The 12500-nt window shown below is 34.9% G+C and carries 10 protein-coding genes (1 of these 10 cut by a window edge); 1 reads left to right on the forward strand and 9 read right to left on the reverse strand.

Translation table 11 applies throughout. The features are described from left to right. Nucleotides 1–20: the final stretch of a hypothetical protein gene (locus HYI43_11240; protein ID UDI79100.1), read on the forward strand. 133 nt of this gene lie to the left of the window's left edge; 20 of the gene's 153 nt are visible here — the last part of the coding sequence; its start codon lies off the left edge, out of view; the stop codon is at nt 18–20. Nucleotides 21–491: 471 nt separating this feature from the next. Here the strand turns inward: HYI43_11240 and HYI43_11245 are convergent, their stop codons facing one another. From HYI43_11245 to HYI43_11285, 9 genes are all read right to left on the reverse strand, one after another. Further along, the gene (locus HYI43_11245; protein UDI79101.1) at nt 492–785 is read right to left on the reverse strand and encodes a hypothetical protein; all 294 of its coding nucleotides are present in this window, start codon (nt 783–785) and stop codon (nt 492–494) included. Between the two features lie 323 nt (nt 786–1108). Further along, nucleotides 1109–1387: a hypothetical protein gene (locus HYI43_11250; protein ID UDI79102.1), complete on the reverse strand. Its 279-nt coding sequence runs from the start codon at nt 1385–1387 to the stop codon at nt 1109–1111. A 1000-nt stretch (nt 1388–2387) separates the two neighbouring features. Next, the gene (locus HYI43_11255) at nt 2388–2849 is read right to left on the reverse strand and encodes a hypothetical protein (GenBank protein ID UDI77007.1); all 462 of its coding nucleotides are present in this window, start codon (nt 2847–2849) and stop codon (nt 2388–2390) included. Between the two features lie 2503 nt (nt 2850–5352). After that, nucleotides 5353–5817 carry a hypothetical protein gene (locus tag HYI43_11260; protein UDI79103.1) on the reverse strand — a complete coding sequence of 155 codons (465 nt, stop codon included), beginning with the start codon at nt 5815–5817 and terminating at the stop codon, nt 5353–5355. A 375-nt stretch (nt 5818–6192) separates the two neighbouring features. Continuing rightward, a complete protein-coding gene (locus HYI43_11265) occupies nt 6193–6408 on the reverse strand; it encodes a hypothetical protein (GenBank protein ID UDI79104.1) in 216 nt (71 codons plus the stop codon). A 124-nt stretch (nt 6409–6532) separates the two neighbouring features. Beyond that, nucleotides 6533–6895, reverse strand: coding sequence for a hypothetical protein (locus HYI43_11270; GenBank protein UDI79105.1), 363 nt, complete (start codon nt 6893–6895; stop codon nt 6533–6535). Between the two features lie 317 nt (nt 6896–7212). Continuing rightward, nucleotides 7213–7797, reverse strand: a complete 585-nt coding sequence (locus HYI43_11275; GenBank protein UDI79106.1) for a hypothetical protein — start codon at nt 7795–7797, stop codon at nt 7213–7215. Between the two features lie 974 nt (nt 7798–8771). After that, nucleotides 8772–9743: a hypothetical protein gene (locus HYI43_11280; GenBank protein UDI79107.1), complete on the reverse strand. Its 972-nt coding sequence runs from the start codon at nt 9741–9743 to the stop codon at nt 8772–8774. A gap of 1614 nt (nt 9744–11357) precedes the next feature. Continuing rightward, a complete protein-coding gene (locus HYI43_11285) occupies nt 11358–11612 on the reverse strand; it encodes a hypothetical protein (GenBank protein ID UDI79108.1) in 255 nt (84 codons plus the stop codon). Nucleotides 11613–12500 lie beyond the last annotated feature (888 nt).

Raw genomic sequence — 12500 nt, forward strand, 5'->3', positions numbered from 1 at the left:
CCCCCCCTTTTTCCCAATAACCTGTTTTTTTTTTTTTTAAAAAAAAAAAAAACCCAGCTTTGTGTGAAAAAATTTAACTTAAACCGATAAATTAAACCCGGTTTTTGTTTCCCCTCTTTTTTTTTTGGTTAAAAGGACCCCCTCCAGGTTAGAGTGTTTGCCATCCGCCGGGGTTTTGTGTTTTTTGTTAACCTGTTTTTTTTTTTTTAAAAAATGCTTGTGGGCCCCAACAATCAAAGTAAAAGGGCAAAAACACGAAAAAAAAAGGTTTTTTTTGTTTTGTTTTTTTTTTTTTTGTGTTTTTTTTCCTGTTTTTGTGAAAAAATTTGGAAAAAAAGGCCTACTTTTGGGCCCCCTTTTTTAAAAAAAAAATTTTTTTTTTAAGGAAAGGCCCTTTTTTTTTTTTCCTTTTTTTTTCCCCAAGTTTTTTATTTTTTTTCCCCCAAGGAAGAGGAAAACCCCCCCCCCTGCCCCCTTATTTTTTTTTAAGGTTAAAAAATTTTAAAAACCCAAAAGGGCTCAAAAATTTTACCTTTGGTTTTTTGTTTTTTGTTTTTTTTTGTTGTTTGTTTTTTTTGTTTTTTAAGCTCCCAGTAAAAAGGGGCTTTTGTGAAAAACAACCCCTCCCCGTTTTTTTGTTTTTGTTTTTTTTTTGTAAAAACGGGGGGGCCCCCCCTTTGTTTTTTTTTTGAATTGGCCCCCCCCCTTGTTTTTTTTTTTTGTTTTTTTGTTTCCCTTTTTTTTTTTTTTTTTTTTTTTTTGGGTTTTTTTTTTTTTTTTAGCATCCCCCCCCCCAAGTTAAAAGTTGTTTTGTGTTTTTTTTAAATGGGGAAAAAACATAATTCCACGTTAATTGAAAAAAAAAGAACCTGGGTAAAAAATTTTAAGGTTTTTTGTTTTTTGTTTTTAAAGTAAATAATCCCCCCCACCAACCTTGTCTTTGCTTTTGCCCCCGGAATGAAAATTTTTTTCCCCCCCTTTAACAAAAAAAAACCCCCTGTTTTTTTTTTTTTTTTTTTTTTTTGTTAACGTTAAAAAAAAAACCCCCCAAATTTTTTTTTGTCCTAAACCCCAAAAAAATATTTAAAAACTTCCTTTTTTTTTTTTTTCAAAACCCCGTGTATTTTTTTTTGTGTATCCCCCCGTCCCCCCCCCGATGTTTTTTTTTTTTTCCTGCAACAAAAACAACCCTTTTTTGGCCCAATTTTGAAAAACGGAAAATTAAAAACCCCCCCCCTTTTTTTTTTTTTTTTTTGGGGGGTAAAAAACCCTTTTTTTTGCTTGTTTTTTTTTTTAAGTTAAAAGGGAGGTGTAAAAAAGGCCCCCCCTTTTTTTTTTTTTTTCCAGGTCCCCGGGCAAGAAAAATTTTTGTTTTAAAAAACGCCAAGCAAAAAAGAACCAAAAACCGCTTTTTTTGTTTTTAAAGAAAGTTTTTTTTGTTTCCCTTTTTGTAGGCCCCCCCCCCCCCCCCACCCTCCAAATTTTTGGGGAAAAAACCCTTTTTTTCCCCCCTTTGGGGTTGGTTTTTTGTTTTTTTTAACAACCCCCCTTGTTCCCACCCCCCACGTTGTTTTTTTTTTTTTTTTTGTTTTTGGTTTTTTTTGGGGGTTTTTTTTCCCACAACCTGGATTTTGTTTTTTTTTTGGGGGAAAAAAAACCCCGCAAAAAACTTTTTGTTCGGAAAAACTTTGTTTTTGTTTTTTTGTGGTTTTTTTTTTTCCCCAAGCCCTTTTTGAAGTTTTTTTTAAAAAAAACCCTGGAAAAAGCTAAGTTAAAAAAGGAAAAAAATTTCCTGTATTGAGTTTTTTGTTTTTTTGTTTTTTTTTGGGGTTCAAAATTTTTTTAAAGCCCCAAAACCCTTTTTTTAACAACAACCCCAAAAATTCCCCCCCCCACCGCCCCTTTGTTTTTTTTTGTTTTTTTTTGGACCCCGGGTTTGTTTGTTTTTTTCCCCCCCCCCCCCTTTTTTTTTAGGCCTAAAAATGTTTTTTTTAATGGGGTTTTTTCCTTTTTTTTCCCCTAACACCCCCAAAAACCCCCTTCCTTTTTTTTTGTTCCGCACCCTTTGTTTTTCCCCCCCCAAAAAAAGTAAAAAAAAAATCCAAAAAACTGGCCCCCCCCCCATTTTGTTTTTTTTTTGGGACCCCCCCTTTAGGGGGGGCAATTTTTTACCGTGTTGTGTTTTTTTGGGCCCCTTTCCCCCGAAAAGATTCCCCCCTCCCCCCCCTTTTTTTTTTTTTTTGGCAAATTTTTTAACCCGGTTTTTGGGGGGGCAAGAAAAACCGTTTTGAAGTTGGGGGATTAATCCGCCCGCCCCCCCCCCTTTTTTTTTTTTTTAAAACCTGGGGCCTTGTTTACCCCCCGGGCCCCCCCCAAAACCCCCCAGTTTAAAAAAAAAAAAACAAAAATGTGGGAAAACAAAAAAAAAAACAAAAAAAAAATGTAAAAAAAAACGGTCCCACAAAAGTTGTTTGGGGGTAAGAAGTTTTGGGGGGGGGTTTAAAACCCCCCTTGGGGCGGGGTTTTTTTTTCAAAAACCGAAAAGATTTTTTTTTGGGGCGCCCCCCCCCCGCCCACGCGAAAAAAACAAATTTGGTAAAAAAAAAAACACACCCAAAACTTGCCCCTTTTTTGGCCTTTTTTTTTTTCCCGCCCCCCCCCCCAAAAAACCCTTTTTTGTTTCCAAAAAACCCAAAAAACCCCCCTTTTGTTTTTTTTTTTTTGTTTTTTTTTTTTTTTTTTTTTTTGTTGTGGGTTTCGTCCCCCCAACCGTGGTTTTTTTTTAAAGTGTTTTTTTTTTTAAAAACCCCGGTAAAAAAAACCAAAATTTTTTTTTTTGTCCCCCACAAAAAACCACCCCCCCGTGGGGGACGTTCCGTTGGGGGTGGCGTTTTTTTTTTTTTTTTTGTTTTTTTTTTGTTTTTTGTTTTTTTTTTTTTAAGGCAAGGTAAAATTTGCTTTGGAGGCGGGCGGGTAAGTTTGGTTTTTTTTTTAAAAAAAAAAAAAAAAAAAAAAAGCCAATTTTTTTTTTTTTTTTTTGTTTTTTCCCCGATTTACCAAAAAGGGGCCCCCCCCCCGTCCCCCAGTTAAATTTTTTTTTTTTTTTCTTTTAAAAGCCCCGAAAATTTTTTTTTTTTTTTTCAGCAGTTGGATTTTTTTTTTTTTGTGTTATTTTTTTTTTTTTTTTTTTAAATTTTTTTTTTTTTTTTTTCCCCCCCCCCGTTGTCCTTTGGGGGGGGAACGCCCGGGGGGGGGGGGGGGGAAAAAATTTAAAAATTTTTAAAAATTTTTCCCCCGGTTCCCCCCCGTTTTTTCTGGTTTTTTGTGTTTGTTCAATGTTTGACCCGGGGGGGGGGGGAAAAAAAAAAAAAAAAATCCCGTGGTTTTAGAAAAAATTTTAAAAAAACGAACCCGCCCCTTTCGACTTAAACTGTGTTTGTTTTGTTTTCCGGGATTAAAAATTTGGGTTTTTTTTCCCCAATTTCCCCCCCCCGAAAAAAATTTTTTGTTTTTTTTTTTTTTGTTTTTTGGTTTTTTTTTTTCTTTTTGTTTTTACCCCTTGTTTTTTTTTTTTTCCCCCCCCCCCCGTTTTGTTTTTTGGAAAATTTGTATCAAAGAAACTAAAAAAATTTTAAAGCCCCCCCTAAACCGGGGGGTTTTTTTCCCAGTTAATCACAGTTTCCCGCCCTTTGTGTTTTTTTTTCCCCTTTTCCCAAAAAAAACGTAAAAAACGAAATTTTGTTAACCATCCCCCCCCCTTTTTTGAAAGGGGGCCACGGCCCCCCCAAAAAACAAAAACCACAAGAATAAAAAAAAAAAAAACGAACCGAAAAAAACAAAAAAAAAAAAAAGTTAAGGAAATTTTAAAAAAAAACCCTTTTTGAAAAGTCCCCCTTGCCCCGCCCCCTTGGGTTTTTTTGTTTTTTTTTTTTTTAAGCAAGCCGGGTAAAAAAAAAAAAAAACTCCCGTCCAAAAAAAAAACGAAACCCCCCAAATAAAAACCCCTTTTTTTTTCTTTTTTTTTTTTTTTTTTACCCTCCGCAAAACCGGGGTGGGGGGGGGTTTTGGGGGGGGTGGGGGTTTTTTTTTAGAGAGGGAATTTTTTTTGGGAAAAAAAAAAGGTCTTTCTTAAAAACACCCCCCCCCCTTGGTGTGTAAAAATAAAAAAAAAAAAAACCCCAGCTTTCCCCCAAAACCCGGAAAAAAAAAAAAAAAATGGAAAAGTTGTGGAAAAGGGGTTTTTTGGAAAAAAAAAAAAACAAAAAAAAAATTTTTTTTTTTTTTTGGGGTTTTTAAAACCTCCCCAAATTAAAACTTTTCTTTTTTTTTTTTTTTTTTTTTGTTGTTGTTTTGTTTTTTTTTTGTTTTTTAAAAACTGGGGGAAAAAGGGGAAAGCCCCCGGGGCCCCCCCCCCACCAAATTTTAAGAAAACTCAAAAAAACCAAACCGGCCCCGAATTAACCCCCAACTCCCTTTAAAATATTTTATTTTTTTATTTTTTTTGGGGGTGGGGTGACAGTTAACAAAAAATGTTTTAGAAAAAATTTTTTTTGTGCCCCTGTTTTTTTCTTTTTTTTTTTTTTAACCAAGACTTGGCCCAACCTTACAAAAAAGGTCCCCCCACTTTTTTTTCCAATTAAAAAAAAAAAAATGGGGGGGAAAAAAAAAAAAAAAAAAATTTTTTTTGGGGGGGTGGGGGTTTTTTTTTTTTTTGGTTTTTTTTTTTTTTTTTTTTTCTCCAAGGTGTGTGAGTTGGTTTTTTTTTGGGCCCACAAAAAATTAAAAATTTTTTTAAATTTTAAATTTTGTTTTCCTCCCCCCCCCCCCCCCCCCCCCTTGGGGAAAAATTTTTTTTGGTTGTCCCCACCCCCCCCCCCCCTCCCCCCCCCCCCCCACCCCCCCCTTGTGTTTTTTTTGTTTTTGCGTCCCCAGGTTTTTCCCCCCCCCCCCCCTTTTCCCCTTTTCCAAAAAAATTTTTTGGTTTGTTTTTCCCCCCAACAAAAAACCAACCCCCGGGTTTTTTTTTTTTTTTGTTATAAGAAAAAAACGCGGGTTTTTTTGCCCAAGGGTTTTTTTTTTTTTTCCCCCCTTGTATTTGGGGGGGAATTAAAAAAAACTCACCCACGGGGTTTTTAAAAAAAAAAAATTTTTTGTTTGTTTTTTTGGTGGTGTTTATGTTTTTTAAATTTACAAACCCGTGTTTTTTTTTTTGTTGTTTTTTTTTTTTTTTTTTTTTTCCCAACCCTTATTTTTGTTTTTTTTTTTTTTTTTTTTCCCCCAAACCCCCCCCCCCAACACTCCTTTCCAAATGGGGGTTTTTTTTTTTTTTTGTCAAAAATCCCTCCCTCCCTTTTAAAAAAAAGTAAAATCCCCTTTTTTGTTTGGTTTTTTGTTTTTTATTCCCCCCTTCCTTGGGTGACTGTTTAAACCACCGAAATTGGTTTTCTTTGGGGCAACCACCCCAACCCCCCAAGTTTTAAAAAAAATTACCCCCAGAAGGCCCCTTTGTTTGTTTTTTTTTTTTTTAGAAAAAAATGAAAGAAAAAAAAAAAATTTTTTTTTTTTTTTTTTTTGGGGGGGAAAAAAAAAACCCCCTTTACAAAGTTCTTTTTTTCCCCCAAACCATACGGTGTTCCCCCCCCCAAAAAGGCCCCAAAATACCCAAAAAAAAGTAAGGAAAAAAGTTTTAAAATTTTCCCCCCCCCCCCTTTTGGTAAATGGCCGTAAAAAAAAATCCCCCCCCCGTTTTTTTTTTTGTGGGGGGTTTTTTTTTTGTTTGTTGAAAAAAAGAAAAAAAACCTTGTTTTTTCCGGCCAAATAAAAAATGTTTTTTTTACCTAAAAAAAAGGAAAAATTTTTTTTTTTTTTTTTTGTTTTTGTTTTTGTTTTTTTTTTTTTTTTGTTTTTTTAATTGAAACAAAAAAATGGTTTTTTTTTTTTTTTTGTTTTTTCAACATTTTTAAAAAAGTTTTTTTTTTTTTGTTTTTTCCCCCTTTTTGTTTTTTTTTTTTTTTTTTATTGTCCCCCCCCCCCCCCTCAAAAAGTTTAAGCCCCCCCCTTTTTTTTAAAAAGGCCCAAAAACCCCCCCCCCTTTTTTTTTTCCCCCAAATCCCTTACCTGCAGTTTTGTTTGGGGGGGGAAAATTTTCAAAATTGGAAAAAGGTTTTTTTTAGAAATGTTGTTTTTTTTTTTTTAAATTCCCCCCTGGTGGGGGGGGGGGGTGGTTTTTTTTTTTTTTTTTTTTTGTTTTTTTTTTTTGTTTTTGTTTTTTTTAACCCTTTTTTTCCAAGGTTTTTTAGTTTGTTTTTTTTTTTTTTTTTTTGTTTTTTTTTTTTTTGTGTGTTTTGTTTTTTTTTTGTTTTTTTTGGTTTTTTTTTTTTTGAACAAAGTTTTGTTTTGGGTTTTCATTAAACATGGGGAAAAAAAAAAATGCCCCAACTAATTTAAAAAAAATTTTCCTTTTTTTAAAAAAAAAAAAAAATGAATTTTTTTTTTTTTTTTTTTTTTTTTTTTGTTGCAATTTTTGAAAAAATCAACCTGTTTTTTTTTTTGTAAAAAAAACCTTTACCCGCCCTTTGAAAAAAAGTAAAAACAAAAAAAAAACAAAGCCCCAAAAACATTTTTTTTTTTTTTTTTTTTTTTTTTTTTTTTTCCTAAAAATTTTTTTTTTTTTTTTTTTTTTTTTTTTTTCCCCCCCTTTCCCAAAGTGGAAAAAATGTAAAAAGGGTGTTGTTTTTTTGTTTTGATTTTGAAGTTTTTTGGGGATTTTTTTTTTTTGGGCCCGGGCCCCCCCCAGGGGTAAAAAAACCCCAAAAAAAAACGAAAAAAGGGGTTGGGGGGTGTTATGGGGGGGGGGGGGTTTTTTGAAAAAAAATTGTAAACAAATAAGCCCCATTTTTTGGGCCCCCCAAAGTATAAATTGTGGGGGGGGCCCCCCCCCCCCCCCCCCCCCTTTTTAAAAAAGGCGCCAAAAACCCTTTGTTTTTTAAAAATTTTCCTTTTGTTTTTTGAAAAAAAAAGAACACCATAAAACACCCTGGGGTTTAATTTTTTTTTTTAAACCTGCGCGGTCCCCCCCCCCCCCCCCCCCCCCCCCCCCCCCTTTTGTTTTTTAAACGCGGTTTTTTTTTTTTTTTTGGTGGTTTTTCCCTAAAAAAAATAAAAAAAGGTTAAAAAAATACAAGTTTTTTTTTGTTGGGTTTGACCTTAAAATTACCCATTAAAATTCCTTTTTTGTTGTGGGGGAAATTTGGGGGTTTTTTTTTTTTTGGGTAAAACCCAAACCCCTGATTGGGTTTTTTTGTTTTTTTTTTTTTTTTTTACCCCGGGTTGTTCCCCCCCCTTGTAAGGGGGGGGGTTTTTTTTTTGTTTTGTGGTTTTCAAGAAATAAAATTTTTTTTTTTTTTTTTTTTTTTTGTGGAGCCAAGGCTTTAAACAATTAACACCCATAACCGTGTGGGGGGGGCTTTTTTTTTTTTTTTTTTCTTTTGTGCCTTGAAAAGCCCCCCCTTTTTCCCCCCCCTTTTTTTTTAGAAAAATAAAAAAGGTAAAAACGGTAAAAAACGGCCCCCCCCCCCCCCCAAAATTTTTTTTTTTTTTTTTGGGGGTCCCCCCCCCCCCCCCACCCCCACCCCCCAAGGTGCCCCCCCCCCCGCCCCAAAAAAAAAAAATTTTTTTGGTGGTGGGTGTAAAAGCCCCCCCTCCCCTTTGTTTTTTTTTATGTTTTTTTTTTTTTGTGTTTTTTTTGGTTTTTTTTTTGTTTTTTTTTATGCACGTTTTTTTTTGTGTTTTAAACAAGGTTTTGGGGGGGGGTGAAAAGGAAAAGACCGACATAGCCCAAAACGAAAAACCCTTTTTTCCCCCCCCCCCCTTTTTTAACTAATTGTTTTTTTTGGGGGGGGTTTTTTTTTTTTGTTTTTTGTTTTTCAAAAATTGGGCTTTTGAACAATAAAACCCCCCTTTAACCTTTTTTTCTTAAATTTCCCTGGTTTGAAACCCTGCGTAGGGAGGGGGGTTGCAAACGGTTTTTGTTTTTTAAAATTAAAAAAAAAAAAAATTAAAACAGGGGGGGGGGGGGAAAGGGGGGGTTTTTTTTTTTTTTATTTTTTCCCCCCCCCTCCCCCCCCCCCCCTTAAAATTACCCCACTTCCCCCCCCTTAAAAATTTTACAAAACCAATCCCCCCCCCACATTTTAACTTTTTGTCCGTTTTTTTTCCCCCCCCCCCCCCGTTACCCCCCCCCCCCCCATTAATTTTAACGTTTGTGCCCCAAATTAAATTTTTTTTTTTTTTTTTTTTTTTGGGCCCCCCCCCCCCCGTGGGCCCCCGCTTTTTCCCCCCTTTTTTTTAAGCCATTTTTTTTTTTTTTTTTTGTGTTTCTTTTTTTTAATTGTTTTTTTTTTTTAAAGGTTTTTGGGGGGCAATTTTTTTTTTTTTTGTTTTCCACCGGGTTTTTTTTTTTGTTTTTTTGAAAACCCTACAAATTTCCCCCCCCCCCCCCACTTTTTTCATTTACGGAAAAAATCTAAAAGGGGGGGGTTTTTTGTGTTTTTTAAAAAAAAAAAAAAAAAATTTTTTAATTTTTTTTTTTTTTCCCCCCCCCCCCCCCCCCCCCCCCCCCCAAATAGTTTTTCCCATTTGTTGTTCCCCCCCCTTTTTTTGTTTTTTTTTTGGGTAGAAAACCCAAAAGCCGATTTTTTTTTTGGGATTTTTTACCCCCCAATTTTTTGTTTTTTTTTTTAAAACCCACCCCCCTTATTTTGGTCCCCCCTTTACAGCCGAATTTGTTTTTTTTTTTTTGACTTGGGGAAACGAACAACCCCCCCTTTGGGGGGAAAAAGGTAAAAATTCCCCCAAAAAAAACACGTTTTTTTGGTTTTGTTTAACCAAAGGTTTTTTTTTAAAAAAAAAAAGTTTTTTGTATGTTGTTTTTGTTTTGGTTTTTTGGTTGTTTTTTTTTGGAACCCCCCCGGGGGAAAAACAACGAAAAAAACAATGTGACAAAACACAACCGTGAACAAACCTTTTTGGTTTTGGGTGTTTTTTTTTTTGTTAAACCGCTTTTTTTTTTTTTTAAACCAAACAACCACAAAAAGTGGGGGTTGGGAGAAAAAAAGGAATTTTTTGTTTTTTTTTCCCCACCCCCCCCAACAATTTGGGTTCCCCCTGGTTTTTTTGTGTTTTTTTTGTTTTACCCTGGAAAAAAAACCCTTTTTTGTTTTAAAAAAAAAAAAAAAAAACAACTTGGGGAAACGAAAAACACCCACCCCCAAAGAGAAGCCCAACGGCCCCGGGGGGGCAAAAAAAACCAATTTGGAAATTTCAAAAAATTTTAAAAAAAAGGCCATCCTACCCAAAGCCCGCTGTTCCTTTTTTTTGTTAAAAACCATAAAACGTTTTTTTTTTGGGAAACGAATGAAATATGCCCCCCCCCGCCAAAAAGGAGCGCGCCAAACCCTAAAAAGTTGGGGTCCCCCCCCCCCCCCCCCCCCCCCCCCCTTCCAGCCGGGGCCGGGAGGGCGGGTTTTGTTGGGGGGGGGGGGGGGGGGGGTTTTTTTGGGGTGGGGTGGTGGGGGCGTTGAAAAAAAAATCTCCCCCCCTTTTTTTTTCCCCCCCCCCTTCCCCTCCCTTCCCCCTCCACCAAAACCAACCAAAAAAACGGGAAAAAAGGAAGGAAGGAAAAAAAAAAAAGGGAAAAAAGAAAAAAAAATGGAAAAGGGGGATAAAATTTTCCCCACCTCCAAAACACACGCCCCCCCCCCGTCCGTGTGAAAAGGGAAACAACCCCCTTATTTTTTTTTTTTAAGGTTTTTTTTTTTTTTTTGGGGGGCTTTCCCCCAACCCCCCCCTTTGGCCCCAAAAAAAAAATCCCCCCACAATTTTTTTTTCCGTTTTTTTTTTTTTTTTTTTTTTTTCAAAACGAAAAAAACGTAAAAAAAATGTTTTATTTTTTTGTTTTTGTTTTTTAAAACAGAAAAAAAGAACTTTTTTTTTTTTTTTGGGGGGGTAAAGAAAATTTTTGGCTTTTTTTGTAAATTTTTTTTTTTTTTTTGAAATAAATTTTGGGGGGTCCCGGGGGGGCCCCCGTTGGTTTTTTCCCCCGTTCCCCCCCCCCATTTTTTTTTTTTTTTTTTTTTTTTTTGTTCACCAGGGTTTTTCCCCCCCCCCCCCCCCCCCCCCCCCGCCCCAGGTTTAAAACAAGGGAAAAACCCTGCAAAAAAAAATTTTGTGGAAAAAAAAAATCAACCTTTTTTTTTTCTCACCCAAGTGGGGGTTTAAAAAAAAAGGGTAAAAACCCAAAGGGGTTCCCGGTTTTTTTTTTGTTTTTTTTTTTTTTTTTTTTTGTCCCGGGCCCCAAAAAAACCCCCTTTTTAACAAACTTTGGGTAAAAAACCGCGTTGGGGGTTTTGTGTGTGTGAACCCGCCCCTACAACCCCCCACCTCCAGGGTTTTCCCCCCCCCCCCCCCCCCGTTTTTTGTTTTTTTCAATAAAAATCGCCCCCCTTTTTTTGTAAAAAAAGGGGGGGAAAAAAAACCCAAAAGGGGGGGTTTTTTTTTTTTTGTTTTTTTTTTTTTTTACAAAAAAAAATGTTTTATCCAATTGTTTGGGGGGGGGGGGGGTTTTTTTTTTTTTTTTTTCCCCCCCCCCCCCCCCCCCCCGCCCCCCCCCCCCCCCCCCCCCCCCCCCCTTTTTACCCCAAACAAAAGAAAAAATTGGCAAAGAACTTTTGCAAAAAATTTGTTTTTTATTTTTTGTTTTTTGTTTGTTTTTTAAAAAACCCCCCCCTTTCCCCCGTAAAAATGCACCACAAGAATTTTTAAGTTTTTTTTTTTTTTTCCCCCCAAAAAACCCGTTTTGGGGGAAAAAAAAATTTTTTTTTTTTGCCCCCGCCCCCAACTAAAAAAAACAACAAAATTACAAAAAAAAACAATTGCCTAAAGCAAAAATTTTGTGTGCACAACCCGCTTTTTATGGGTGGACCCCCCCCCCCCCGGACCCCCCCCCGGGGTAAAAGTAAAAAAAAAAATGGGGGGGGGAGGGGGGGGAAAATTTTTTTTTTTTTGGGTTTTTACATTAGAAAGAAAGTGTTTTTTAAAAAATTTTTTAAAAAAAAAAAAAAAAAAAAAAAAAGAAAAAAAAAGGAAACAAACCCCCCTGTTTTAAAAAAAAACAAAATTAATTTTTTTACAAAACCCCGTTGGTCAAACCCTAACGCCCCCCCTTTTTGTGTTTTCCCCCCCCCAAAAAAACAGGAAAAAAAAAAAAAAAAAGAAAAAAAAAATTTTAGGTTGTTTTTTTAATTTTCCCCCCAAAGATGCAATTTTTTTTTTTTTTTTGAACCCAACCAAATTTAAGTTTAAAAGAAAAGGGGTCCCCCCCCCCCGGTTTTTTTTTTGCTAAATTTCGGTGTGGTGGTTTTTTCCTTTTTTTTTTTTTCCAAACCCCAAAAAACCTTTTTTTTTTGGTAAAAACAACGATCCTTTACAAAATTGGGCGCGGAAAAACCCTTTTGTTTTTGTTTTTTTGGGAATTGGGGGTGGTGGGAAAAAGCAAAAAAAAAATGGGTGGGGCCGTTTTTTTTTTTTTTTTTTTTTTTTTTTTTTTTTCCCAAAAACCCTGTTTTAACCCCTTTTTTTTTTTTTTTTTAAAATTACCTTAAAAGAAAAGGCTTTTCAAGTCCCTCAAGAAAAAGAAGCAAAACCTTGGGTTAGAAAAAAAAATGTTTTTTTTTGGAAGTGGGTTTTTATTTTTTGTCAGCTTTGCCCGCTCAAAAAAAAAATAGCCCCGTGTTTTTTTTTGAAAACCCAGCTTAAAAAAAAAAAAGCCCGGGGGTTTTTTTTTTAAAAAACCAAAAGGGTGGTTTTTTTGGGTTTTTTAACACCAATTTTTCACAAAGAAATTTTTATTGTTTTTTTAAAAAATTTTTTTAGGTTTTTTTTAAAAACCTAAAAAAAAAATTTTCCTTGTAAAAAATTTTGTTTTTTTTTTTTTTAGAAAAAATCGGTAAAAAAAAGAAAACGGGGCCCAGTTTTTTGTTTTTTTTGTTTTTTTTTTTGTGTTTTTTTTAAATACAGGTTTTTTGTGGTTTTACCTCTTTTTTTTTTTAAACTGAAAAATAAAAAAAACACGAAAAGTTTGGCCTTTTTTTTTTTTTTTTTTAAAAAAGCATAAAAAAAAAAATTGGCCCCCGCCCCCCCCAAATTTTGGCCCCCCCCCCCCCCCCCTTTAAAATTTGCTAAAACATGTTTTTTTTTTGTAAAACAACCCAACTGCTGGGGGGGGGGGTAAAAAAAAAAAAAAAAAAAAATTTTTGGGTGTTTTTTTAAACATTTTTTGCCCCGCCCCAAAAAAATCCCACTTTTTTTTTTTTTTTTAATTAACCCCCTTAAAAAAAAAACGAAAAAATTCCGACCTGAAAAGAAAAAAAAAAAAAAAAAACAAAAAATAAAGGAAAAAAAAATTTTTTTTTTTTTTTTTTTTGTTTTTTTGGGGCCTAACC

It is taken from the genome of Staphylococcus taiwanensis, assembly GCA_020544305.1.
In the GTDB taxonomy this organism is placed as follows: domain Bacteria; phylum Bacillota; class Bacilli; order Staphylococcales; family Staphylococcaceae; genus Staphylococcus; species Staphylococcus taiwanensis.